This is a genomic window from Streptomyces sp. TLI_185, from assembly GCF_003814765.1.
In the GTDB taxonomy this organism is placed as follows: domain Bacteria; phylum Actinomycetota; class Actinomycetes; order Streptomycetales; family Streptomycetaceae; genus Streptomyces.
Window position 1 is genome coordinate 6,473,116 of the sequence record NZ_RKRB01000001.1, and the last position, 24,711, is coordinate 6,497,826.

Below are 24,711 nucleotides of genomic sequence, written 5' to 3' on the forward strand. Positions count from 1 at the left end.
ACCTGTTCCTCAGGCGAAGACACCAACTCCGACGTCAAGTTCGCCCTCCAAGCAGAGGCCCTGTTCAGCAAGGACAACGCGAAACTCAGCGGCGAGTCGAAGTCCCGTATCGCCGCGATCGCCGACGAGATCAAGAAGCAGAAGGCAACAAAGGTCCGCGTCTTCGGCTTCACGGACAACCTGGGCTCGGCGGCCCAAAGCGACGTCCTCTCGCGGCAACACGCCAACGCCGTACAGGACGTCCGCGACCAGAAACTGCACGACCCGAACATCACCTTCGAGGTACGCGGCTACGGCGAGCAGTACCCGATCGCCGACAACTCCACGGAGGCCGGCCGCAGGAAGAACCGCCAGGTCGAGGTCCCGTTCCCGCGCACGGAGAGCTGAACGAGCAACGAGCCCCTCGGACGCGAGAGCCCGTCCCGCAGAACTGAAGGTCACAGCCAGGGAAGGGCGCCTGTGAACCGGCCGTCGGCCCCCGGCCGATCAAGCCCACCGACGGTCGGCGGTACCCAGTGCCCGCCGCACCGTGTTAATCATCGTCGTCGGCGAGTGGAAGACCTCCTCCGCCGTGAACCGCAGCGTGATCCGCACCTCGGCGCACTGCTGGAACTCGTTGAAGCGGGCGACGTCACGGCGATGGTCCTCGCGGCGACCGTGGTAGGCGTACCCCTCGATCTCCACGGCGACGCCCTGCGCCCGGAAGAGGAAGTCGGGGCGCAGGAGGCGTCCGCCGTGGGTGATGAGTTCGCCCTGGGTCTCGGGGTGCAGCCCGGCGTCGTGCATCCGCAGCGGGGCGACCGTCTCTGCCGGGGACCCGCACGCGGGGTCGGCGAGCGTGAGCCAGGCGCGCGCCCGGTCGAGGCCACGCGAGCGAGAGGAGAGGGCGGCTGCGAGCGCGTCGAGGCGGGTGAGCGGCGCCCGGCGGACACGCCGCTCGCCGACGGTCACCGTGCGATAGGAGAGCGCGGAGTCGACGGCGACCAAGGCCTCGTCCCGAGGCCCGCAGAACAGCAGGTCGGCCAGCGTGCGGTCGGCGCCGGTCACGCGCAACCCGCCGAACGAGGCCATCTCGACGACCTCCTCGGCACCGAGCGCACCGCGGTGCACGCGCACTCCCTTGCGCTGCCGAACCCGCCCCAGGTCGGTGAACTCCGCCTCGACGCTGAGGAGTTCGATCCGCCAAGCCCAGGCCGCAGCCCGGTGACTGACGACGAGCTCCGGCGCGGCAAGCTGCACCGCCCGAAGCCGTACGGCAAAGTCCGGCCGAACCCCCGGCTGCGCCCACACACCCCCACCGAGACACGCCCACCCTCCTCCCTCAACCGCCGGAAGAGGGTGGCCCGCCCCCACCTCGCCCCCACGGCGGCCGACACCACCAACAACCCGCCCACAGCCGTCTCCCGCAACTCCCGCACACCCCCACGCTTCCACCGACGCACCCCGCCCCCCTGTGGATAACCCCGGAGCTCCCCCCCCACGACGCCGCGGTGTCAGCAAGGCAAGTGTCGTTTGCGTCTCAAGCAACGCACGGCAACCAACTCGGAGGACTTCCCGCCCACGACCCGATTGGGTGCGCAATTGGGCCTACGGACCCATCTCAGGCCGGGCCGCCCTCCCTACCCTCTGGCGATGTCGTGGACCAAAAGCAAGGGGACCACAGGCAGTTGAGGAGGGGCCATGGCCTCGATCGGGGGAGTGCCGGAGTCCGAGGCCGTGTGGCCCTCCGGGCGTGGCGGACGGCGGGAGCTGCCGCGGCCGCTGTCAGTGGCCCTGGTGCTCGTGCACACGCTGTTCGCATTCACCGTTCTCGGCGGTATCGGCCTCCTCCTCACCGCCGCCTCGTATGACGCCCTCGACGGCGGCGTCATCGCCCTCGTCGGGTACGCCGCCGCCCCCGGCACCTTGGGCTGGTGGCTCGCCCTGCGCAGCCGGCAGGGCGGGCCCCCGGTGCGGCGCGGGCTCGTCGCCGTACAGGTGTGGCTGGTGCTCGGAGGCCTCGCAGACCTCGCCGCCGGGTCCGGCCGGGGCGGTCTCCAGCTCTTCCTCCCGGTCGTCACCCTCTGCTTCCTGCTCCAGCCGGAAAGCAGGCAGTGGTACGACCTCGCCGCACCCGACCGCGCAGAGCACCGCCCCTTCTCCCTGCCCCGCATGATCCGCTGGCGCCGTGACGACGGCCAGACCGCCGTCGAGTACGCCGGACTCGTCGCCATCGTCGCCGCTCTCATCACGGGGTTGCTGGTCAGCGGCCTCGGCACTCAGATCTACGGCGGCATCGAGACCCAGGTCTGCAAGGTCACCGGCATGGGCTGCCCGGCCCCGTCGGGCGGCGGGACGGACGTCAGGGCAGGGAACGGCAACGGCACGGCCACCCCGGAGCAGAAAACCGACGGCGCCGACGACAAGACCGACGACAAGACCGACGACAAGACCGACGACAAGACCGACAACAGCAGCGACAAGAACGACGACGGCTGCTTCTCCGGCGTCGGTGCTTTCTTCGGCTGCGCCGGCGACCAGATCAAGCAGGCCGGTCAGGGCCTGTTCGTCGACGGCGTCTGGGGTGACGTCACCGGCATCTACGACCTGGTCCGCCACCCGCTGGACACCGTGAAGGGCATCGGTGACTACGGCAAGCAGCTCGGCCACGGCTGGATGGGGAACTCCAAGGGCGCCCGGGACAAGTGGTCCAGGGGCGACTACCTGGGCGCCGTCCTGGGCTGGGGCGGCGCGTCGCTGAAGACCGGCGGGACCGTCCTCTACGACGTTTTCATCGGCGAAGACGCTGCGGGCGACTGGAAGAACGGCCACCAGACGCGTGCCGTCAGCCATGTCCTCTGGAACATCGGCTCCCTTTTCATCCCCGGCTACGACGTTGCCAAGGTCGGCGAGAAGGTCGGTGACCTCGGCAAACTGGGCCGGCTCGGAAAGCTCGGCGAGCTCGCGGAGAAGGCGGGCGAGGCGGCGGAGGACGCCAAGAAGGCGGCCAGGGCAGGCGATGCGGCGGGCGCGGAGAAGGCGGCGAAAGAGGCCGACGACGCGGCGGAGGAGGCCGAGAAGAAGGCCAGGCAGAGCGGCTGCACGATCTCCGCCCCGAGCCGCCGCGTCCCGTACGACGGCACCACCGGCGGGGCCACCTTCACCGGCTCCTCCGGCACCGGCACCACCGTCCTCGCCGCCGGAGCCTCCGGCTCCCCGTACGTCGTACTCGCCGAGGACGGATGCGACGAGGACGCCAAGAAGGAGGCCGAGGAGGCCCGCAGGCAGGCCGACGAGGCGGACAAGGCGGCGGACCGTTGGCAGGCGGGAGACGACGTCGCCGGGCCGGCGGGCGGGAAGACGCTGAGGTTCCCCAACAAACGGCACACCGTCGGCGGCGCGGGCAGCGGTCTGGTCAAGGAACGCAACACCGTGATCCTGCGGGGGAACGAGGATCTGGTCCGCGAGGACATCGAGGCGATCGCGAAGGGCCGCGCCAAGCTCCTGCCGGACGGAAACACGTACGAGATCAACGGCCGGCAGTACGGAATCGAGGACACCGGGACGGTCTTCCCCAAGTCGGGGCCTGGCTTGGTCGACATGGACCGCATTGAATACGCTGCCCTGAAGGAGATCGTGCGGAACAAGGGCGATCTCGGCAAGTCGCAGCAGTTGCGGCGCGATCCGAAGTTCGTCGACAACCCGGACAAGGTCGCGAAGGCCAAGCAGGTGTACGACGGGACGTACAAGTGATCGCGAATCTCTTCACCGTCGCGGAAGTGGAGGAGGCCGGCCTCCGCAGTGCACTGGCAGAGCTGCTGGCCGTGCCGGAGGAGGAGGTCGACGTCGCCGACACGGACGCGGACCAGGAGGCGCGGCGCTGGGATTCACGGGTCCTGTGCACCTACCGCGTGCTGCCTCCCGGTGATCTGGCGCTGGAACTCGACATCTCCGTCGAGGACGGTACGTCCGGCGCCCTGACCGAGGCGGAACTGGCCCGCGGGCTCGCCGCCCGGGCGGCGGCCTCGGTCCTCCACCCCTCCCTGGACCTCGACCTGGACAGCGCCTACTGGGTGGCGACGCCGGACGGACGGGCCGTCCGGTGCCGCCTGGAGGCCGTCGACTCCGACGAGGACACGACGTACCGGGTCGACGTGGTGGAGGAGAAGGTGGCCGATCTTCCCCGCGCGAGGGTGGAGATCCTCCCCGAAGTCCTCGAGTACGAACGGATCGAGACGCCTGTCTCCGATGCCTTCCTGGCGACGTACCCGACGGGCACGACGGCGAGTGTCGAAGGGCGCGTCCACTATTGCCTGCGGGTATGGGAGCGGCTCGTGCGCCGTGTGGCCACGGACCGGTGGGGTCCGCGCGGGCGCTATCACAAGGCCCTCTTCCAGCGCGACCTCCAGGCCCGGGACGACCTGGCGCAGCTGGTGACCGAGGTCGACGACCGGCACACGGATGGCCTGCGCGCGGTCCTGGCCCGGCTGGACGACGACTTCCGCAGAGCGACCGAGGCCGCCCCGACGACGGAAACCGAACGCTGGTGGCGGGACCGGAGCCCCGCGAGCATTCCCTGGTGACGGCTCGTGGACGGCTCGTCTACGACCCGGCCTGGACCTCAGGAATCACCTCCACCCGCACCCCCACCCTCAGCCCCCACCCCTCCATCGCCCCGGCCTCCGACTCCAGCACATGCCGCGCCCGGGCCCGGAGCAGCCCCAACCGCCAGGGCTTCATGGTGAGTACGGCGATGACGGTCAGGTCGCGGTCGAGGTAGGCGACATCGATGGGCATCCGCATCCGGAACGTGTGCACGCTGTTGGCGGGGGAGAGCAGCATCGCCCCGTCGACCGAGTCCCGCCCCAACAACCCCTTCGTACGGGCGCGGTAGGAGGCGGCGATCTCCAGCGGAACGGCGAAAGCGCCCGCACCACCCCCCGTACGCACGATCAACTTCCCCTGCCCGTCCCGCCATTGCCGCCCCATCCCGAGGCCACCTCCCACCGCCGCCACCGTCTCCTTGCCGGACTGAACGTATCCGCTCCGCACGGCAGTAGGCCCCCCGTGGGCCCAGGGACCCATGCCGCCCGGCCCACGGCGGGCATAAGGTCCCGCCGTGCGCACACTCCTCACCCTCGTGGCGGCCCTGTGGGGCGCGGGAACGGGCCTCTTCCTGCCCCGCGCGGCCCACCGCTTCTCGGTGGACCCGGGTCGGCCGTGGAGGGACCGCTGTCCCGGAGGCCACCGGATCACGGGCGCCTTCTCCGGCTGGCTGGGCCGAGCGGACTGCCGGCAGACCGGGGGGACAGAAGGGGCCGAGGGAGCAGGGTTGTGCGGTCCGTACGGCCCGAGCACGGTGGCCGTCTCCACGGCAACGGCCCTCGTCTGTACGGCCCTTGCCGCCGCAGCCGGGCCCCACCCCGAGACGGCGGTCTGGGTGATCCTCACCCCGGTGGCGGTCCTGCTGACCCTCGTCGACCACCGGGTCCACCGCCTCCCCGACGTCCTCACGCTGCCGCTGGCCGCCACGACCGCCGCCCTCCTCGGTATCGCCACCGGCCTCCCCTCCGCCACGGGATCCTGGCCCACGGCCCTCCTCGGCGGCCTGACCCTGGGCGCCGCCTACCTCGTCCTCTTCCTCGTCAACCCGTCCGGCATGGGCTTCGGCGACGTGAAACTCGCCCTCGCCCTGGGCACGGCCCTCGGCTGGTACGGCTGGCAGATCCTGCTGACGGGGGCCTTCGCGGGCCTTCTCTACGGCTCGGTGTACGGCCTCGGGATGGTCGTCGCACGCCGCGCGGGCCGCAAGTCGGCCATTCCGTTCGGCCCGTTCATGATCGGCGGGGCGTTCACGGGGCTGCTGCTGGGCGCATTCGCGGCGGCCTGACGGCGCGCACACCGCGCAGGTGAACGATCCGCGCGTACGGTGAACACGACGACCTGTGCGGGACGCACCGGGCACTGACCAGGGCGAGGTGGCCGATGGCGAAGATCGTGTGGACGATGGGCATCTCCCTCGACGGCTATATCGAGGGCCCGGACCACGACATCTCCTGGCACAGGGTCGACGACGAGCTCCACCAGCACATGAACGACACCATCGGACAACTCGGCGGCCTGCTCAGCGGCCGCCGCACCTACGAGGGGATGGCCTCCTACTGGCCCACCGCGGACGCGGACCCCGACGCCTCCGCCGTCACCGTCGAGTTCGCCGGGATCTGGCGGGACATCCCCAAGGCCGTGTACTCGCGGACGATCGAGCACGCCGGGTGGAACACCACCGTCTACCGGGACGTCGTCCCCGAGGAGGTCAGGGCGCTCAAGGAGCGGGCGGGTGCGGATCTCTGGCTCGGCGGGGCGGCGATCGCCGAGGAGTTCCTGCGGCTCGGACTCGTCGACGCGTACCGGGTGTACGTCCATCCCGCCCTGGTCGGGCACGGCACACGGCTCTTCCCGGAGGCCGACATCGCGGCGTCGCTCCGGCTCGCCGAGAGCCGTGTCTTCGGCAACGGCGTCGTACTCCTGCACTACGAGCCGGAGACCACCGGAGACCAACGGAGGCGGTGAATAAAGGAGTTGTCCGGTTCGTTCCCGCCCGGATAGGAAGAAGGCATGACTGGACTCGGTGCCGTGTTCCGCCCCCAACTGCCTCCCGAGCGCCTCAGGGACGTCGCCCGCCTCGCGGACGAGAACGGCCTCGAAGAGCTCTGGCTCTGGGAGGACTGTTTCCGGGAGGGCGGGATCTCCACCGCCGCTGCCGCCCTCGCCTGGACCGAGCGACTGCGGGTGGGCGTCGGGCTGCTGCCCGTGCCGCTGCGCAACGTCGCCATCACCGCGATGGAGGCCGCCGCGCTGCACCGGATGTTCCCGGGGCGCGCCGTCCTCGCCGTCGGGCATGGTGTGCAGGACTGGATGGGGCAGGTGGGGGCGCGGGTCGAGTCGCCCGTCACGCTGCTCCGTGAGCACCTTGTCGCGCTGCGGGCTCTCCTTGGCGGTGAGCGGGTGACGACCGAGGGGCGCTACGTCCGGCTCGACGACGTCGCGCTCGACTGGCCGCCCGCCGGGCCCGTGCCCGTTCTGGCCGGCGCCACCGGGCCGCGTTCGCTGCGGCTGGCCGGGGAGGCGGCCGACGGCACGATCCTCACCGCGTCGACCACGGCCGACGGCGTACGGCGGGCCCGTCGGCTCATCGACGAGGGACGGAAGTCGGCCGGCCGGACCGATCCGCACCAGGTGGTCGTGTACCTCCTCACCGCCACCGGCCCCGACGCCGCTGCCCGCCTCCGCGCCGAACTCGCCGACGAGGGCCTCGAGTCCGTCCCCGACCTGGGGGTCGCCGGAGACGCGGGTGCCGTCGCCAAGGCCGTGCAGCGGCTGGCGGACGCAGGCGCCGACAGGGTGATCCTCCAGCCGACGGGCGACGAGCCGGACCCCGAGGGCTTCGTACGGTTCGCAGCGCAAGAGGTCAGGCCACTGGTCCCGTGACCGCAGGTTTCGCCAAGTCCACGACGGTTCGGCAGCGCCCCGAAAGGGGCGCGGGGCCGTATCGGTGTGCGGCTCCGCCGCGTGGGCGCGACCAGCCACGACGGCGCCGCAGATGCCCCCCACCTCTGACAGGACAGATCACTCATGCCCCGTAGGGAAAACCGTCGCTTCGAGGACCTCGTGGCCGAAGGCACCGCCGTGCCCACCGAGGGCTGGGACTTCTCCTGGTTCGAGGGCCGGGCCACGGAGGAGCGGCCGTCATGGGGATACGCCCTCTCCCTCGCCGACCGTCTGGCCGGAGCCACCGCAGCGCTGGACATCCAGACCGGGGGAGGGGAGGTCCTGGACTTCGCCCTCGGCCGGGCCGAGAAGGCGCCGGTGCTCACCGCCGCGACCGAGGGCTGGCCGCCGAACGTCGCCAAGGCCACCACGCTGCTCCGCCCGCGCGGCACGGTGGTCGTCGCCGCGCCCGAGGACGCGCCGCTGCCCTTCACGGACGGCGCTTTCGACCTGGTCAGCAGCCGGCATCCGGTCAGTCCCCGGTGGGCGGAGATCCAGCGCGTGCTGGAGCCCGGGGGCACGTACTTCGCCCAGCACGTGGGCCCACGCAGCGTCTTCGAACTCGTCGAGCACTTCCTCGGCCCCCTGGGGCCTGAGGTGAGCTGCGACCGCCACCCCGACCACGAACGCGCCCGCGCCGAAGCCGCCGGCCTGGAGATCGTCGACCTGCGCGCCGAACGGCTCCGCATCGAGTTCCACGACATCGCAGCCGTCGTCCACTTCCTCCGCAAGGTGATCTGGATGGTCCCCGATTTCACGGTCGAGGCGTACGAGGACCGGCTCCGCGCCCTGCACGGACAGATCGAGGCCGAGGGCCCGTTCGTCGCGCACAGCACCCGCCACCTCGTCGAGGCCCGCAGGCCGCACCACCGGTGAGCCCTATGCGTGCGCTCCCGCCGTCACCTCCCCGATCACCAACTCCGGCTCCGCCTCCAGCACTTGCCCGACCCGCTCCACCTGCTCGCCCAAGTCGCGCTCCTGCCGGGCCGTCAGCCGCCCGAGCGGCTCCACCGTGACGGTCGTACGACGTCCCCGGCGCCGCTGGTGCCACACCCCCGCCACCACGCCGTCCACCAGCAGCACCGGGTAGTTGCCGGCCTGGCCGCCCGCCAGCGCACGTCGGTACGCGGCCCCCGGGAACAGCAGCTCCCGGGGCTGCGCGGCGATGCCGTACGCGTCGAAGTACGGCAGCAGCCGGACCCCGCGCACCCGTCCCTCCGGGAACTCCGTGTCGCCCGCCACGACCCAGCACCCCCTGGCCCCCTCGAAGACGACCTCCTCGATCTCCCCGGCCCCGGCGAGCGTGCCGAACAGCTTGACGGCCCAGCCTCCGGGCGCCGCCAGCCACTTGGCGAAGTCCTGCGGCGTCGCCGGGCCGTATGCGCGCAGGTAGCGGCGTGCAAGCTCGCTCACCGCCTCGTCCGGCGGCAGCGGTGTGAAGCGGGGCGGGCGGGTGTACGTCACCTTGCGGCCCCGGTTCGGGCCGAAGCACAGGGCGCCGGACTGGCCGGCCCGGTGCAGCACCTGCCGCCAGCGCGGCCACAGGTCCTGGAACGCGGGCATCACCCGGTCGCCGGCCCAGGAGCCGGTGCGGGCGACGACCTCCTCGCTCAGCTCGTCGACGGTCAGGGACGCGCCTTCCAGGGCGTCCCCGATCGCCGCCACGATCTGCTGTGCCTGCTCCTCGGTGAGCCGCGCGTCCGCTGCGAACGGGCTCGCCTTGGACGGCACAGCGGGCAATGCCGAGCACCACAGGGGCAGTTCGCGCGCGGGCAGCAGATGTACGGTCCCGCGCGGGCCGTGCGTCTTCACCAGGGTCCGCTCCTCCCACAGGGCGGCGCGCACCGCGGCGCGGGTCGTCCCGGCCGTCCGCACCCCCACCGACACCTCGGCGGCCGACAGCACCTGCGCATGCGCGGCGAGCATCGCGTCGACGACATCGGCGACCGCCGTACCCGGCTCGGCAGGGTTGGCCAGGAACTGCCGTTCCAGTCGGCGCGCGCTCGCCTCGTTCCAGCTGATCCTCAAGGTCATGAGACGACCGTAGGACGGGAGCAGGACAGTTCCTGTCCTAGATCGACGTTCCGTGCGCGAACGTGTGCGGTTTTCACATCGTTATCCCCGCGAGTCGATTTCAGTCCCATCGGTCACGTAAGTTCAGACCAAGGTAATTCGCGTGAGCAAAGCTGCGCGGCGGCACCGCGCAGTGGAGGGGGCTGCGCGGTGCCCTCTCCACGTCAAACCGGCGTTCGCGGGTCGGGTCACCCGGCTGGGGGATGCGGGGACAACTCGCCGAACGGGACCCAAGACGCGGCAAACCCTCCGGATCACTCCGCTTCTCACCCGTTTCCCCTGGAAATCCGCCGTGATCCGGCCATGAGCCCGCCATGAAACCGCCTCTCCATGGCCATCGGCGCGTCGCCGTTCGAATTCGGAGAGTAGTTGTGGCACGCCGATGCACCCAGCAGCACTTACGAAGGGTTATGGTGGAAACCCCCCCTCGGGCCGGTCCGTCTCCCCCCCACGGACCGGCCCGTTTTCTGTGCCCCCAACCACCCTTGGGAGAGCCGTGGCGGAGCCGGGGGTAGGCTTCGCCCCCGGGGACCGCCATACGGACAGGATCGCCCTCCACACTTCTGGGCCGCGCCTGTCCGATCCGTACGGAGGGGCTGACAATCACGTGAACCTGCGCGACAGGCTGCGCGGCCTGCTGGTCAGGCTGTACGCACGCCGGGTGGAAGGCCACCTGGACCACGCTCAGGTGCCCAAGCACATCGGCGTCATCATGGACGGCAACCGACGCTGGGCGAAGGCCGCCGGCTCCTCCACGGTGCACGGCCACCGGGCCGGTGCCGAGAAGATCGAGGAGTTCCTCGGCTGGTGCAGCGAGACGGACGTCGAGGTCGTCACCCTCTGGCTGCTGTCGACGGACAACTTCGACCGGCCCCAGGACGAGCTCGGCCCGCTCCTCGGCATCATCGAGGACGTCGTGAAGACCCTCGCCGCCGACGGCCGCTGGCGCGTGCACCACGTGGGCACCCCCGACCTGCTCCCGCCGCAGATGCAGACCACCCTGAAGGAGGCCGAGGAGGCCACCGCAGGCATCGACGGGATACTGGTCAACGTCGCCATCGGATACGGCGGCCGCCAGGAGATCGCCGACGCCGTGCGCTCGATGCTCCTCGACGCCCACGACAAGGGCACCTCGATGGAGGACCTCGCCGAGGCCGTCGACATCGACATGATCGGCCGCCACCTCTACACCGGCGCCCAGCCCGACCCCGACCTGGTGATCCGTACCAGCGGTGAGCAGAGGTTGTCCGGATTCATGCTCTGGCAGACCGCGCACTCCGAGTACTACTTCTGTGAGGTCTTCTGGCCGGCCTTCCGCAAGGTCGACTTCCTGCGCGCCCTGCGTGACTACGCGGCGCGCCACCGCCGTTACGGCGGCTGACGAGCGACGGGCCTGCCCGCTTGGGGCGGAAGTAACGAGGAGTTCACCAGGGCGCCGTCATATGCGTCGGCATGGCACCGCATGTTCGAGGGCATAAGCCAGTCAGGTCGATGCCCGAACCACGGGTGTCGGATCTCAGCGGGCGGCACGGGGCCGTCCGCCCGGGAGGCCCTTTGCACCAGCCCGACCGTGCGGTTCCAGCACGGAAGACAAGGCGGAGGGCCGGTTTTCGGCCCGTGCATCGCGGCCGTCGACCGGTCCAGCTCCACTCCGTCGCTCCCCGACCTCATCCGAGGGGGTACGTCCTTCCGTGGTGACCAGCACAAAGCGCCACAAGCCAGACCGGCGCACTTATGTTCTCGACACCAGTGTTCTGCTGTCGGACCCCAATGCTCTGAACCGCTTCGACGAGCACGAGGTCGTGCTTCCCATCGTCGTGGTGACGGAACTGGAGGCCAAGCGGCACCATCCCGAACTCGGCTACTTCGCCCGGCAGGCCCTGCGTCTGCTCGACGACTTCCGGGTCCGTCATGGCCGTCTCGACGCTCCCATCCCGATCGGGGACCTGGGCGGAACCGTTCGTGTCGAGCTCAACCACTCGGACCCCAGCGTGCTGCCCAGCGGCTACCGCCTGGGGGACAACGACTCCCGCATCCTCGCGGTCGCCCGCAACCTGCAGGCCGAGGGGTACGACGTCACCGTCGTGTCGAAGGACCTCCCACTCAGGATCAAGGCCTCCTCCGTCGGTCTCCTCGCCGAGGAGTACCGCGCGGAGCTCGCCATCACGGGCTCCTCCGGCTGGACCGGAATGTCCGAACTGACCCTGCCCGGTGAGCAGGTGGACATCCTCTTCGAGGAAGGGCATGTGTATGTGCCCGAAGCGTCCGACCTTCCCGTGCACACGGGGCTGACCATCCAGTCGGAGCGCGGCAAGGCGCTCGGCCGGGTCACCGCCGAGGGCAACATCCGCCTCGTGCGCGGCGACCGGGAGGCCTTCGGTATCAAGGGGAGGAGCGCGGAGCAGCGCATCGCGCTCGATCTGCTCCTCGACCCGGACATCGGGATCCTCTCCATGGGCGGCCGGGCCGGCACCGGCAAGTCGGCGCTCGCGCTGTGCGCGGGTCTGGAGGCGGTGCTGGAGCGGCGCCAGCACCAGAAGGTGATGGTCTTCCGTCCGCTGTACGCGGTCGGCGGGCAGGAACTCGGCTATCTGCCCGGCTCCGAGTCCGAGAAGATGAGCCCCTGGGCGCAGGCGGTCTTCGACACGCTGTCCGCGGTCACCAGCCGCGAGGTCATCGAAGAGGTCACCGCGCGCGGAATGCTCGAGGTCCTTCCGCTCACCCACATCCGCGGACGCTCGCTGCACGACGCATTCGTGATCGTGGACGAGGCGCAGTCACTGGAACGGAATGTACTGCTGACCGTTCTGTCCCGAATCGGCGCCAATTCGCGGGTGGTTCTCACCCATGACGTGGCACAAAGGGACAATCTGCGCGTCGGTCGATACGACGGTGTCGTCGCCGTGGTCGAGAAACTGAAGGGGCATCCGCTCTTCGCGCACGTGACGCTGACCAGGTCCGAGAGGTCCCAGATCGCGGCGCTTGTGACCGAAATGCTCGAAGACGGACAGATCTGAGGTGGACGGCCAAGTCTGAGGTAATTCCAGGTCAGTTGGCGCCGTTCCGCAAAGGCTGTGAGCCTAGCGGGGCGGCGCCTTCGCGTGTTGCTGTTTCTCAAAATCCCTAGGGTCAAACGGGATGTGAGCTTTCACACGCAACTCAGAATTGCCACCCGGCGTCCGGTTACGGCAGAGTCTCACTCCTGTCAGGCCCCGCATACGACACATCTGTACCCCCAGCGGTACGGCACCACAGAAGCACCACAGCCAACTCCACAGCGTCGTCGTATGCCGCCCGAGCACCATGCGGCGCTCCCCTCGCGGGAGTTGCCCACCGGGCCCGCGCCTCCCGTGACCCCGTAGTTGGGAGGCCAGCGCCAGGGGCACGATTGCGTCCGCCAGGGTCACCGAAGCGGGCGATGCTGGAAGGAAACCGTGTGAGCCGGATTTCGGTCCGGGGATTCGCAGTGGCCTCGGCCACCGCGGTCACCGCCGTCGGAAGCGTTGTCGGAGTTGCCTCGGGCAGCACCGCCCAGCCCAACGACGCCGAGGCGACGGCAAGCGACGCGACGCTCCTGGCGGACATACCCGCGGGCCAGCAGGCCCACGTCCAGACCGCCTCCCTGACGCAGCAGGCCGACGCCCAGGCGATCCAGGCCGACGCGAGCGCCAAGAAGGACGCCGAGGAGGCCGCCCGCAGGGCTGCCGCCGACACCGCCATTGCCAAGAAGGAAGCGGCGGAGAAGGCGGCCAAGGAAGCCAAGGAGCGCGCGGAGGCCAAGAAGGCGGCCAGCCGCAGCAGCGCCGACTTCCCGGTCCAGAGCTCGTACTCCATCGCCGAGATCCAGGCGATGGCGCGGCAGATGGTGCCGAGCGGCCAGTTCCAGTGCTTCAGCTACATCGTGGACCACGAGTCGAGCTGGAACTACCACGCGGTCAACGCCTCCTCCGGCGCCTACGGCCTCTTCCAGGCGCTGCCCGCCTCGAAGTACTCCTCGGCCGGCTCCGACTGGCAGACCAACCCGGCCACGCAGATCAAGTGGGGCCTGAACTACATGAACAGCCGCTACGGCAGCCCGTGCGCGGCGCAGTCCTTCTGGGCCGCCAACCACTGGTACTAGGCCCGGCGCGCAGCCGCCGAGACCCACGGTCTCGCCTCTCAACCTTGTGCAGCCCCTCCCCGTCATAGGGGGAGGGGCTGTTGCCCTGTACGGTCGATTCGACGACTCCAGGGGGGAGTGGTGTGGAGCACCCGGGGACGCGGGGGAAGAGGACAGATCATGTCGCGAGTGCCAGGGTGGCTCGGCCGTATCGGCGCCGGTCTGACCGAGGTGAGTGAGCGGTTGGACGAGCGCCGCGCCGAGGTGGAACGGGAGGCCGCCGGGGACGACGCACCGCGTCCGCCCCGCAAGGCCGCCGCGGAGGATCCGCCGCCCCCGGACCACGCGGCCGAATCACCGCCGCCCGCACCCGTCGTCCGCCCCGACCCCGTGCAGGCCGTGCCGTGGAGTGTGCGCGTCGCCGCCGAGGCCGGCTGGCGGCTGCTGGTGCTCGCGGGCACGGTCTGGGTGCTGATGCGGGTCATCAGCGCCGTACAACTCGTCGTGTTCGCCTTCGTCGTCGCCCTGCTCATCACGGCGCTGCTGCAGCCGACGGTGGCCCGTCTGAAGCGGCACGGTGTGCCGCGCGGTCCCGCCACCGCGCTCACCGCGATCCTCGGCTTCGTCGTGATGGGGCTGATCGGCTGGTTCGTGACCTGGCAGGTCATGGAGAACATCGACAACCTCTCCAACCAGATCCAGAGCGGCATCGACGACCTGCGCAACTGGCTGCTGAAGAGCCCCTTCCACGTCACCGACAAGCAGATCAACCAGATCGCCAAGAACCTGCGGGAGGCGGTCGGCGCGAACACCGACCAGATCACCTCCGCGGGACTGGAAGGCGTCCAGGTCGTCGTCGAGGCGCTCACCGGCATCCTGCTGACCTTCTTCTCGACCCTCTTCCTCCTCTACGACGGCCGGCGCATCTGGGAGTGGACGCTGAAGCTGGTGCCGGCGGCGGCCCGCCCCGGCGTCGCGGGCGCGGGCCCGCGAGCCTGGCGCACCCTGACCGCCTACGTACGCGGCACGGTGCTGGTGGCCCTGATCGACGCCATCTTCATCGGCCTGGGCATCTACTTCCTCGACGTCCCCATGGCCGTCCCGCTGGCCGTCTTCATCTTCCTGTTCTCCTTCATCCCGCTGGTCGGCGCGGTGGCCTCCGGAGCGCTGGCGGTGGTCGTCGCACTGGTCACCCAGGGCGTGTTCACGGCCGTGATGACGCTCCTCGTGGTCCTCGCGGTCCAGCAGATCGAGGGCCACATCCTGCAGCCGTTCATCCTCGGCCGGGCGGTCCGCGTCCACCCCCTCGCGGTGGTCCTGTCGGTCGCGGCGGGCGGCATGGTGGCAGGGATCGGCGGCGCGGTGGTCGCCGTACCGCTGGTGGCCGTGACGAACACGGTGGTGGGGTACCTGAGGGCGTACTCGGCCGGACTGCTCCCTGCCGATCAGCAACAACCAGCCCCTCCGGCGTTCGAGGACGAGGTCGTTCAGGCCGAAGGGGGGCCTGGGGGCGCAGCCCCCGGTGACGGCGGCTGAAACGAGCCCCCCCGCTCGATCAAATGCGCACCGAACAAAGCGATTTGAACGGGCCTATGGCTCAACTTCCGTCACCTGGGGACAGGTCGGAAATCTGCGTCCGGAATATGCGTTCGGACTGATACACCTTCCGCGTGATGTCGGGCTACGACCTGCTGGCGCGGTCCCTCGCCGCCTGCGGGCGCGAAGGGTGGACCGGTGTCCTGCGCGTGTCCGGGGCGCCCGGCGGCGCCCTGCACCTCAGGGACGGGCTCGTCGTCGCCGCCGAGTCGCCCGGGGCGCCGGGGCCCGAGACGCTGCTGCTGCGGTCCGGGAGGGTGGACGGTGAGCAGTGGGCCTGGCTTGTCCGGGAGGCCGGGGGCGCACGCTGGCCGGCCGCCGGGCTGATCGCCCACGGGTACGCCGGTGCCGCCCAGCTGAAGGTGGTGTGCGTGCTGGCGCTGCAGGACGCGGTGTTCGCGATCCTCGCGGGCCGCGTCGACGGCTGCGAGCGCGCCGAGGACGGCGCCGAGCCGCCCGCTCCGGTCGCCGTGGGCGAGCCGCCCGCCCGGCTCCTGGAGGACGCTGCCCGCAAACTCGCCGCCCTCGCGGCCCTGCCGCGCCCCGTCCACCCCGACCGCGAACGGCCCGTCCCCGCCCGGCGGTCCAACGGCCCGCTCACCGCGCTGCAACGCGCGCTGCTCGACCACGCCGATGGCCGCCGTACCGCCCGCGATCTGGCCTTCCGTGCCGGGCGCGGTGTCTACACCGTCACCGTCGAGGTCGCGCGGATGCTCGGCGAGGGGCTTCTGGAGTGCCCCGCCGCGCCCGCGCCGATCCCGATTCGCGTGGCCCCCGACGGTATCCGGCACCGCACCCCGCCACCGCCCGCACCACCCCCACCGCAGCCGCCGACACCCGTCGACCTGCCCCGCCGCAGACCGGGCGGCTTCTTCCGGCTGCGGAACGGAACCCCGAAATGAACCAGCCGAACAGTTGCCGGATACGCGAAATGCGAAGAGGAATAGGGGAGTTGAGCATATGGATCACGAAGCCCTGGCGCTCGAAATGCGCGGCCTTCGGGAGCAGGTGACCGGAATCACCGACACTGCGGTCGCGGCGGCCGACGGACTGCTGATCGCCGCCGACACCGCCGACTCCATCGACCCGGAAGGTCTCGCCGCCCTCGCCGCGGCCGGCCTCGGTCTCGCCCGCCGCACCGCCCAGGCGACCGCCCGCGGCACCCTGCGCCAGACCGTGACGTACGGCAGCCACGGCTGTGCCGCCTTCTACGCCGTCGGCGACACCGCCCTGATGGTCGTGCTGGGCGACGAGGGCATGGACATGGATCTCCTGCACCGGGCGAGCGGGCCCGCCCTGGACCGGATCGGCTCGATCCTCATGCACCAGAACAAGACAGCCGAAGGAGTCTGAAGGGATGGCGACGAAGCGCATGACCCCAGGTTTCTCCGACCAGGTGATGGGCCTGGTCAAATCCCTCCGCACCGATGCCCCCGACTGTGTCGCCTCGGGCGTCGTCGACATGTCCACCGGCATGCTGCTGTCGTACGAGACCGTCGACAACCACCCGCCCGAGGTCCTGGACCTGCTGGCCGGCGCGACGCTCGACCTGTTCCAGGGACGCACGGTCACGATGATCGAGGACGTCTTCAAGGAGCGCCGCGGGATCCAGAGCGACAACCACTTCTTCCAGGAGATCCTGGTCAACAGCGAGAACCTCACACACCTGTTCGTGCGCATGAATGAGCAGCAGGACGTCGTCGCCGTCGTCGTCTGCCGCAAGTCGGTCAATGTGGGCATGCTGTTCGCGCAGGTGAGGCGGGTGGTGCGGGAATACAGCCTGTGAACGCGGCAAGGCCCCTCCCCGTCGTGGGGAGGGGCCGTACCGGAGGTCACTCGGTGCGCAGACCGTCCGGGCGCATCAGCCGCAGCAGCGGGGGCAGGCTGAGCAGGGTCACGGCGAAGACGACCGTGGCGCCGATGGCTGTCATCGACAGCACGCTCGCCCAGTCCACGCTCACCGTCTCGCCGGTCATCTTCAGCAGGACCGCGCCCAGCGTCAGCCCGACCACCGACGCCAGTACGAGGCCCAGGGCGATCGGGATCGCCGTCTGCCACAGCACCGAGAGGCTCAGCGTGCGCCGCCGGGTGCCGAAGGCGACCAGTGACGACAGCAGCTTCTTGCGCTCCCGCAGCTGCTCCAGCTGGGAGACCAGCAGGCTCGCGCCGATCAGCAGCAGGACGCAGGTCGCGCCGACGAACAGTCCGTTGCGGATGGAGCGGAACTCCTTGGACTGCTCGCTGGCCGCCAGGGTGAACACATTGGCCAGCGGATCCAGCCGGGCGGCGGTGTTGCGCGCGTAGTCACCGGCGTCCGGCACCGACGGGTCCAGCGAGACGAACACCCTCTGGATCAGGCCGGCCGCCGCTGCCTGAGGCAGCGCACCCCTGGTGACGAGCAGGCCGCTGCGCGCATAGCCGGTCGGGTCCTCGCGCTGCGCTGCCGTCTTCATGCCGGCGGGCACCTTCCAGGCCACCGGGTGGCGCTGCGTCCCGCTGTAGGTCGGGTCGAAGTACGCGGTGCCGCCCGGCTTGGTGATCTTCTCCGTCTCGCTGTCGTACTCACCGCCGACGATCTTGAAGGTGTCGCCGTCCCGGCAGGACGTCAGACGCGCCACCTCGCGCAGTTCGGCGCAGCTGCCGACGGCCACCTCCAGCTCGTTCTTGGGATCCTTCGCCCGGTCTCCGACCGAGCCGAAGGCCACGGCCGAGGCACGGCGTACGCCCTTGGTCTGTGCGAGCTGCCGGCCGGCGTCGGCCAGCGAGTGGCCGCCGCTCACGGAGACGTCCATCTGGGCCCGGTTGACGTCGTTGCCTGTCTGCTTGGTGTAGTCGTGCTCGACTCCGGCGAACAGCATCTGCAGCGCGATCGCCCCGGCCACCGCGACCGCGATGCCGTTGACCATGCGGGCGGCCGAGCCGCTGCTCAACTGCAGCCTGCGTACGGCGAGTTGCCAGGAGACCGAGCCGGAGTCCAGCCGGGCCACCACGGCCTCGACGACCCACGGCAGCAGGGCGGTGACGCCGACCAGCAGCAGCACGGTGCCGCCGATGACCATCCACTGGTTGAAGTCGCCGTTGTTCCTGCCCTGCCCGATCATCGGGTACAGCAGCGCCAGGCCGCCCAGCGGCAGCAGCAGCCGCCACCACAGCCGGCGCCGCGGCGGCTTCGCCGTACGGACCACACCGAGCGGTTCGATGACGACCCCGCGCAGTGCGAACAGCGTCACCAGGACGGCCGCGGCCGGTACGGCGACGGCGACGAGCGCGGCCAGCGCGGGTGACGGGTTGAGGTCGCTCGGGAACACGCTCATCTGCCGCACCTTCAGCAGGGCGGCCAGCTGACGCCCCACCAGGAAGAAACCGGTGCCGAAGACGAGCCCGAGCAGCGCCCCGGCGAGGGCCTCGCCGCCGGCGATCCGGCGCGCCATCCCGCCGTCCGCGCCGACCAGCCTGAGGGCCGCGAGCCGGCGGTCCCGTCGCTCGCCGCCGAAGCGGACGGCCGCCGCGATGAACACGCTGACCGGCAGCAGCAGCACCACGAAGATGATCATGATGAGCAGGATCAGGATCGGATCCAGCGAGTCCTGCTGGTTCCCGTGGGCGGGCCCGAAGTAGTCGATGCGCTCGACGACGCCACTTTCCAGATGGTCCTGGAGTCCCGTGGCGCCCGCGTAGTAGGCGAGTTCGGAGGGCCCGATCAGTCCGGACTGCGCGATGGTGCCGGTGATCCGGTAGGGGATGCGCTCGCGCAGCAGCTTGCCGGAGCCGGACTCGAGCAGCTTCTTCAGGGCCGGCGAGACGACCATGTCGCCCTTCGCGGGGAACTTCGCCACGCCCGGCGGCAGTGGCGCCCGCGCGCCCTCGGGCTCCAGGAGCCGCGCGCGCACGTCGTTGCCGCGGAACGCCGTGTCGACTTCGGCGATGACGAGCGTGTCGTCCGCCTTCTTCAGCGGCTTCTGGCTGTATGTGAAGTCGTCCCGGGCGCTTCCGCGGTGGTCGCGCTGGGACAGTGCGTTCGGTATCGCCGTCGTGAGCAGCAGCAGCGCCACCCCGAGCCCGACGCCGACGGCCGTCAGCAGGGCCCGGACCCATCCCTCGCGCCCGCCCGTGAAGGCGAACCGAACCCCCATGGCCAGATCGTCGGCCCACTGCCGCATCCTCATACGATGCGCTCCATGTCCCGGGACTTGCCGTCCCGTACGACGATCTCGCGGTCCGAGTACGCGGCCACCCGGGCCTCGTGCGTGACGAGGACGACGGCGGCATTGGTGGACCGGGCGGCGTCCGTGAGCAGATCCATCACACGCTCGCCGTTGAGCGAGTCGAGCGCGCCGGTGGGCTCGTCCGCGAAGAGCACACGGGGGTTGGTGACCAGTGCCCGGGCGACGGCGACGCGCTGCCCCTGACCGCCGGAGACCTCACCGGGCCGCTTCTTCGCGAGGTCGTCGACCTCCAGCCGCTCCATCCATGTCAGGGCGGTTCGCTCGGCCTCCTTGCGGGAGGTGCCGTTCAGCCTGAGCGGCAGGGCGACGTTCTCGACGCAGGTCAGCTCCGGTACGAGCTGGCCGAACTGGAACACGAACCCGAACTCGGAGCGCCTGAGCGCACTGCGCTCCGCATCGCTCATGGTCGCCATCTCGCGCCCGGCGTACAGGATCGACCCCGAATCGGGCGTCACGATCCCCGCGAGACAGTGCAGCAGGGTCGACTTGCCGGACCCGGAGGGGCCCATCACGGCGACGACCTCACCGGGGTGGATGGAGAACTCGGCGCCGTCGAGCGCCGTGGTCGGTCCGTACGACTTGCGCAGCTCGTCGGCGACGAGCAGGGAACCTGCGGGAGTCACTTGGCCACCGCCTCCGCGAGCTTGTCGAGGCGCGCGGCGGTGAGCTCCAGCCAGCGCAGGTCGGCCTCGAGATGGAACAGGGCATGGTCGCAGATGAGCTGGTCGGCCAGGTCCCCCTTCCGCTTCCGGTCGGTGAGGATCCGCATCATCCGCAGGTGCTCGGAGCGCTGCGTGTCGAGGATGTCGGCCGCGTTGCGGTGGGTGAGCAGCGCGAGGACGACCTTGGTGTACAGCGTGGACTGCAGATACGGCTCGGGCGCCTCCGGCGTCGCGAGCCACCGCTCCACGTCGGTGATCCCGGCGTCGGTGATGGCGTACCGCTTGCGCTCGGGCCCGCCGCCCGCCTCGATGCCGTCGACCTCGACGAGCCCGTTCTTCAGCAGGCGGGACATCGTCGAGTAGACCTGGCCGTAGTGCAGCGGCCGGTCGTGACCGAACTTGTCGTCGAAGGCCCGCTTCAGGTCGTAGCCGTGGCGGGGCCCGGACTCCAGGAGCCCTAGAAGGGTGTGACCGATGGACATGTCCACGACTCTACACAGGGTGTATACGCCTCGTGTATACGCCCGGTGTTTAGATCATGGCGGGGTGTACAGGCGGGGCACAGCTTCGCAGGTGGGGGCCGATTGTCACGGTTCTGCTACACGCGCCGTGCACCAGCCTGCCCGGGGTTTGGTCTTTCAGCCCGTCGTGGGGGTCCCCCCCGCTCGAGCGAAGTCGAGAGTGGGGGAGTTTGAGGACGAGGCCGTTCAGGCCGACGGGGGTCTGGGGGCGGAGCCCCCAGGTGGCCGCCCACGACGGGGAATCGGCCCCGCCTCCCCGGGCAGCCGCCCCGCCTCCGCGAGAGCGCGCCGCAGCAAGAACTCGATCTGGGCGTTGGCAGAACGCAGTTCGTCCCCCGCCCACCGGGCGAGCGCCTCATAGACGGACGGGTCCAACCGCAACAGCACCTGCTTGCGCTGCTGCGGCCGGCGCCGGGGCGAAGCCCCCTCGGAGGGATCCGTCACTGGTAGAGGGTCCCGGTGTTGAGCACGGGCTGCGGGGCGCGGTCCCCGCACAGCACCACCATCAGGTTGGACACCATCGCCGCCTTCCGCTCCTCGTCCAGTTCCACGATGTCCTGCTCCGCGATCCGGGCGAGCGCGGCCTCGACCATCCCCACCGCTCCGTCGACGATCTGCCGCCGGGCCGCGACGACCGCCCCGGCCTGCTGTCGCTGAAGCATCGCCGACGCGATCTCGGGAGCGTACGCGAGATGCGTGAAGCGCGACTCGATGATCTGCACACCGGCCGCCTCCACGCGCGCGTGCAGTTCGGCGGCGAGCTTCTCGGTGATCTCCTCCGCGTTGCCGCGCAGCGACAGCCCGCCCTCGTCGTGGGCGTCGTAGGGGTACTCGATGGCGATGTGCCGCACGGCCGCCTCGGTCTGAGTGGCGACGAACTCGAGGTAGTTGTCCACCTCGAAGGTGGCCTGCGCGGTGTCCCGCACCTTCCACACCACGACCGCGGCGAGCTCGATCGGGTTGCCGTAGGCGTCGTTGACCTTGAGGACGGCGGTCTCGTGGTTGCGCACCCGCGTGGAGATCTTCGTGCGCGAGGTGAAGGGGTTCACCCAGCGCAGGCCGTCCTGCCTGATCGTCCCCCGGTAGCGTCCGAAGAGCTGTACGACCCGGGCCTCGCCCGGCGCCACGGTGTTCAGCCCCCGCAGCGAGATCACCGCCGCGACGAGGACGACGGCGCCGCCGGCCGCGAAGGCCGGATTTGCCTGCGCGGCCGCGAACAGGGCGCCGGCGACCAGGAGTCCGAGCAGCCCGAGCAGCAGTGCGAGCGCGCCGCCGATGCTGTGCGCGGTGAACTCCCGGACGCGGGGCGCGGGCATCTCCGGTATGTCGGCGTCAGGAGTGGTGTCGTGCATGGGCATGGGTGGTCCCCCGTTGTCGTGGTGCGGTCCGGTGGCAGCGCCTTCAAGCGAAAGCACGTATCTAGCCAAGTGATATCACTTTACCCCGCAGAGCAACCCTGAACCCTTCTCGGCCGTCGGTTCCATCGGGGCGGGTGCTGATTGTCACGTCCGCAAAAGAGCGGATCCACCGACCTTTGTCACATCTCCCGGTGTTAGCTTTCTGAGCTGACTTGTGCGGCGAACCTGTGTGACAGAAGAGCACACATGAACGAAGCGGAGCGGAACGGACCCATGGGACGAGCGGAAGAGAGACGAGCGCGACAGCGTGGTGGCCGCCGCGCGGCGCCCCCCACGCGCTCGTCCGGCATGGAGTCGTCCGGGACCGAACCCACCGTCATAGGCGGCCGGGCCGCGGCTCGCCGGGCGGCCCAGGGCCGGGGCAAGAACAAGGGCAAGGGCAAGGGCAAGGCGGGCAAGGACGGCAGGAGCTTCATACGCCGGCTGTTCACCTGGAAGAAGATCCTCGGGACCTTCTTCGCGCTGTGCCTGCTCGGCATGGGCGCCTTCGTCGCGCTGTACATGATGATCACCGTCCCCGAAGTCGGCAACGGCGACGCGACGCTGCAGAGCAACGTCTACAAGTACAGCGACGGCACGATGCTGACGCGCGACGGCGAGAAGAACCGCGAGATCGTCGACCTCTCCAAGGTCCCCAAGCCCGTCCAGCGCACCTTCGTCGCCGCCGAGAACAAGACCTTCTACAAGGACAACGGCGTCGACCTCAAGGGCACCGCCCGAGGCATCCTCAACACGCTCTCCGGCAAGGGCGCACAGGGCGGTTCGACGATCACCCAGCAGTACGTCAAGAACTACTACCTGACGCAGAACCAGACCGTCACGCGCAAGTTGAAGGAACTGGTCATCTCGCTGAAGCTGGACCGCACGAAGTCCAAGGACTTCATCCTCGCGGGCTACATCAACACCAGCTACTACGGCCGCGGTGCGTACGGCATCCAGGCCGCCGCGCAGGCCTACTACCACGTCGACGCCCAGAAGCTCTCGGTCCAGCAGGGCGCCTACCTCGCCGCGCTCCTCCAGGCGCCGAACCAGTACGACTGGGCGATCGCGTCCGACACCGGCAAGAGGATGGTCAAGGCGCGCTGGAACTACGTCCTCGACAACATGGTCGAGGAGGACTGGCTGAACAAGGCCGAGCGCGACGCCATGACGTTCCCGACCCCGAAGGCCCCCAAGGCCGCGCCCGGTATGGGCGGCCAGACCGGCTACCTGGTGGACGCGGCCAACAACCAGCTGGCGAAGCGGCTGGTGACCCAGGGCACGGCCGACAACTTCAACGACGCCATGAACATGGTCAAGGCCGGCGGCTGGACCATCACGCTCAACATCGACAAGAAGAAGCAGGCGGCGCTGGAGAAGGCCGCCAAGGCGCAGCTGACCAGCAAGCTCGACCCGAAGAAGCGCTCGGTCGACGCGGACGTCCAGGCCGGTGCCGCGTCCGTGAACCCGAAGACGGGCGCGGTCGTCGCGATGTACGGCGGCAAGGACTACTACAAGCACTTCCGCAACAACGCGACCCGCACGGACTACCAGCCCGCCTCGACGTTCAAGCCGGTCATCCTCGCCGCCGCCCTGGACGAGGCCGCCGAGACACAGAGCGGCAAGGCCATCGGCGCGAACACGATCTACGACGGCACCAGCAAGCGCCAGGTCGTGGACAGCAACGGCAACAAGGTCGGCTTCGCCCCCGAGAACGAGGACGACCAGAGCTACGGCCCCATCACCGTCCAGACGGCGATGAACCAGTCCGTCAACTCCGTCTTCGCGCAGATGGGCGTCGACGTCGGCATGGACAAGGTGCTCAAGGTCGCGAGCCAGCTCGGCATGGACACCGCCGACCTCAAGGCGGTGCCCGCGCAGACCCTCGGCACCATGGGCGCGAGCCCGCTGCAGATGGCCGGGGTCTACGCGACTCTCGACAACCACGGCAAGCAGGTCACCCCGAGCATCATCAAGTCCGTGGAGAACAGCAGGCATTCGGTCACCCTGCCGAACCCGATCGGCGCCCAGGTCATCAGCCCCGAGGCCGCCGACACGGTCACCTCGGTGCTGACGGGCGTGGTCGACGACGGTACGGCCAAACAGTCGGTGCAGGAGAACGCCAACCGTGACGGCCGCAAGGTCGCCGGCAAGACGGGTACGTCCGACGAGAACCGATCGGCCTGGTTCACCGGCTTCACGCCCGACCTGGTCACCTCGGTGGGCCTGTTCGGCGAGAACCACAAGAACTTCGCACAGGTCTCGATGTACCACGCGGGCGGACTGCCCCGCGTCAACGGTGGTACCTTCCCGGCGCGGATCTGGGCCGCGTACACCTTCGGCGTCTCCAAGACCGGTCTGAAGTTCGAACTGGACACCACGCAGGGCGCGGCGGTCCAGCCGACCTGGACGCCGACGGTCACGCAGACGCCGAGCCGGACGCCCAGCTCGTCACCGACCACTCAGAAGCCGTCCGAGACGCCGTCTCAGACGCCCTCGCAGACCCCGACGCAGACGCCCACGCAGACGCCGACGCAAACACCCACGCAGACGCCGACGCAGACCCCGACGCCCCCGGCGGACCCGCTCGACCCGAACGGCCAGTAACAG

22 protein-coding genes and 1 pseudogene are annotated in these 24,711 nt (G+C 70.1%); 15 read left to right on the forward strand and 8 right to left on the reverse strand.

The features are described from left to right. Window positions 1-15: 15 nt before the first annotated feature. Window positions 16-387: pseudogene (locus EDD92_RS29960) on the forward strand (OmpA family protein); the annotation flags it as partial. Between the two features lie 99 nt (window positions 388-486). On the opposite strand, the gene EDD92_RS29965 reads toward EDD92_RS29960, so the two are convergent. Further along, window positions 487-1,239, reverse strand: a complete 753-nt coding sequence (locus EDD92_RS29965) for a hypothetical protein (RefSeq protein ID WP_260326834.1) — start codon at window positions 1,237-1,239, stop codon at window positions 487-489. A gap of 441 nt (window positions 1,240-1,680) precedes the next feature. On the opposite strand from EDD92_RS29965, the gene EDD92_RS50005 reads away from it, so the two are divergent. Further along, entirely contained in the window at window positions 1,681-3,732 is a 2,052-nt protein-coding gene (locus EDD92_RS50005) for a hypothetical protein (RefSeq protein ID WP_185124161.1), read from the forward strand. Next, window positions 3,729-4,562, forward strand: coding sequence for a hypothetical protein (locus EDD92_RS29975; protein WP_123967212.1), 834 nt, complete (start codon window positions 3,729-3,731; stop codon window positions 4,560-4,562). The genes EDD92_RS50005 and EDD92_RS29975 overlap by 4 nt, the downstream gene beginning before the upstream one ends. 19 nt (window positions 4,563-4,581) lie before the next feature. Here the strand turns inward: EDD92_RS29975 and EDD92_RS29980 are convergent, their stop codons facing one another. After that, window positions 4,582-4,968, reverse strand: a complete 387-nt coding sequence (locus EDD92_RS29980; RefSeq protein ID WP_123970616.1) for a DUF192 domain-containing protein — start codon at window positions 4,966-4,968, stop codon at window positions 4,582-4,584. A gap of 130 nt (window positions 4,969-5,098) precedes the next feature. Here EDD92_RS29980 and EDD92_RS29985 point away from each other — a divergent pair, with 130 nt between their 5' ends. From EDD92_RS29985 to EDD92_RS30000, 4 genes are all read left to right on the forward strand, one after another. Further along, window positions 5,099-5,869: an A24 family peptidase gene (locus EDD92_RS29985; protein WP_123967213.1), complete on the forward strand. Its 771-nt coding sequence runs from the start codon at window positions 5,099-5,101 to the stop codon at window positions 5,867-5,869. 95 nt (window positions 5,870-5,964) lie between these two features. Then, window positions 5,965-6,549 carry a dihydrofolate reductase family protein gene (locus EDD92_RS29990; RefSeq protein ID WP_123967214.1) on the forward strand — a complete coding sequence of 195 codons (585 nt, stop codon included), beginning with the start codon at window positions 5,965-5,967 and terminating at the stop codon, window positions 6,547-6,549. 45 nt (window positions 6,550-6,594) lie between these two features. Further along, window positions 6,595-7,467 (forward strand): LLM class flavin-dependent oxidoreductase, encoded by an 873-nt coding sequence (locus EDD92_RS29995; RefSeq protein ID WP_123967215.1) that lies wholly within the window; start codon window positions 6,595-6,597, stop codon window positions 7,465-7,467. 144 nt (window positions 7,468-7,611) lie between these two features. Continuing rightward, window positions 7,612-8,403, forward strand: coding sequence for a methyltransferase domain-containing protein (locus tag EDD92_RS30000; RefSeq protein ID WP_123967216.1), 792 nt, complete (start codon window positions 7,612-7,614; stop codon window positions 8,401-8,403). Between the two features lie 3 nt (window positions 8,404-8,406). On the opposite strand, the gene EDD92_RS30005 is transcribed toward EDD92_RS30000, so the two are convergent. Continuing rightward, window positions 8,407-9,561 (reverse strand): winged helix DNA-binding domain-containing protein, encoded by a 1,155-nt coding sequence (locus EDD92_RS30005; RefSeq protein ID WP_123967217.1) that lies wholly within the window; start codon window positions 9,559-9,561, stop codon window positions 8,407-8,409. Between the two features lie 646 nt (window positions 9,562-10,207). Here EDD92_RS30005 and EDD92_RS30010 point away from each other — a divergent pair. The 7 genes from EDD92_RS30010 (at window position 10,208) to EDD92_RS30045 (ending at window position 17,081) form a co-directional block, all read left to right on the forward strand. Beyond that, window positions 10,208-10,981 (forward strand): isoprenyl transferase, encoded by a 774-nt coding sequence (locus EDD92_RS30010; protein ID WP_123967218.1) that lies wholly within the window; start codon window positions 10,208-10,210, stop codon window positions 10,979-10,981. Between the two features lie 310 nt (window positions 10,982-11,291). Then, complete coding sequence (locus EDD92_RS30020; protein ID WP_123967220.1) at window positions 11,292-12,617, forward strand: PhoH family protein; 1,326 nt, start codon at window positions 11,292-11,294, stop codon at window positions 12,615-12,617. A 419-nt stretch (window positions 12,618-13,036) separates the two neighbouring features. Further along, a complete protein-coding gene (locus EDD92_RS30025) occupies window positions 13,037-13,720 on the forward strand; it encodes a transglycosylase SLT domain-containing protein (RefSeq protein ID WP_123967221.1) in 684 nt (227 codons plus the stop codon). 159 nt (window positions 13,721-13,879) lie between these two features. Further along, a complete protein-coding gene (locus tag EDD92_RS30030; protein WP_123967222.1) occupies window positions 13,880-15,235 on the forward strand; it encodes an AI-2E family transporter in 1,356 nt (451 codons plus the stop codon). A gap of 137 nt (window positions 15,236-15,372) precedes the next feature. Continuing rightward, window positions 15,373-16,197 (forward strand): MarR family transcriptional regulator, encoded by an 825-nt coding sequence (locus EDD92_RS30035; RefSeq protein ID WP_123967223.1) that lies wholly within the window; start codon window positions 15,373-15,375, stop codon window positions 16,195-16,197. A 58-nt stretch (window positions 16,198-16,255) separates the two neighbouring features. Next, window positions 16,256-16,648, forward strand: a complete 393-nt coding sequence (locus EDD92_RS30040; RefSeq protein ID WP_185124162.1) for a roadblock/LC7 domain-containing protein — start codon at window positions 16,256-16,258, stop codon at window positions 16,646-16,648. A 4-nt stretch (window positions 16,649-16,652) separates the two neighbouring features. Further along, the gene (locus tag EDD92_RS30045; RefSeq protein WP_099931065.1) at window positions 16,653-17,081 is read left to right on the forward strand and encodes a hypothetical protein; all 429 of its coding nucleotides are present in this window, start codon (window positions 16,653-16,655) and stop codon (window positions 17,079-17,081) included. 46 nt (window positions 17,082-17,127) lie between these two features. On the opposite strand, the gene EDD92_RS30050 is transcribed toward EDD92_RS30045, so the two are convergent. The 5 genes from EDD92_RS30050 to EDD92_RS30070 all read right to left on the reverse strand — a co-directional run bounded on the left by EDD92_RS30050 (window position 17,128) and on the right by EDD92_RS30070 (window position 22,062). Then, window positions 17,128-19,461, reverse strand: a complete 2,334-nt coding sequence (locus EDD92_RS30050) for an ABC transporter permease (protein WP_123967224.1) — start codon at window positions 19,459-19,461, stop codon at window positions 17,128-17,130. Beyond that, window positions 19,458-20,144 carry an ABC transporter ATP-binding protein gene (locus tag EDD92_RS30055; protein ID WP_123967225.1) on the reverse strand — a complete coding sequence of 229 codons (687 nt, stop codon included), beginning with the start codon at window positions 20,142-20,144 and terminating at the stop codon, window positions 19,458-19,460. The genes EDD92_RS30050 and EDD92_RS30055 overlap by 4 nt, the downstream gene beginning before the upstream one ends. Then, window positions 20,141-20,665, reverse strand: coding sequence for a PadR family transcriptional regulator (locus tag EDD92_RS30060; protein ID WP_123967226.1), 525 nt, complete (start codon window positions 20,663-20,665; stop codon window positions 20,141-20,143). Before EDD92_RS30060 ends, EDD92_RS30055 begins: the two co-directional genes overlap by 4 nt. A gap of 225 nt (window positions 20,666-20,890) precedes the next feature. Then, window positions 20,891-21,148 (reverse strand): hypothetical protein, encoded by a 258-nt coding sequence (locus EDD92_RS30065; RefSeq protein ID WP_078912344.1) that lies wholly within the window; start codon window positions 21,146-21,148, stop codon window positions 20,891-20,893. Further along, a complete protein-coding gene (locus EDD92_RS30070; RefSeq protein ID WP_123967227.1) occupies window positions 21,145-22,062 on the reverse strand; it encodes an SPFH domain-containing protein in 918 nt (305 codons plus the stop codon). Before EDD92_RS30070 ends, EDD92_RS30065 begins: the two co-directional genes overlap by 4 nt. A 273-nt stretch (window positions 22,063-22,335) precedes the next feature. On the opposite strand from EDD92_RS30070, the gene EDD92_RS30075 reads away from it, so the two are divergent. Then, window positions 22,336-24,708 (forward strand): transglycosylase domain-containing protein, encoded by a 2,373-nt coding sequence (locus EDD92_RS30075; RefSeq protein WP_123967228.1) that lies wholly within the window; start codon window positions 22,336-22,338, stop codon window positions 24,706-24,708. Window positions 24,709-24,711: the final 3 nt, after the last annotated feature.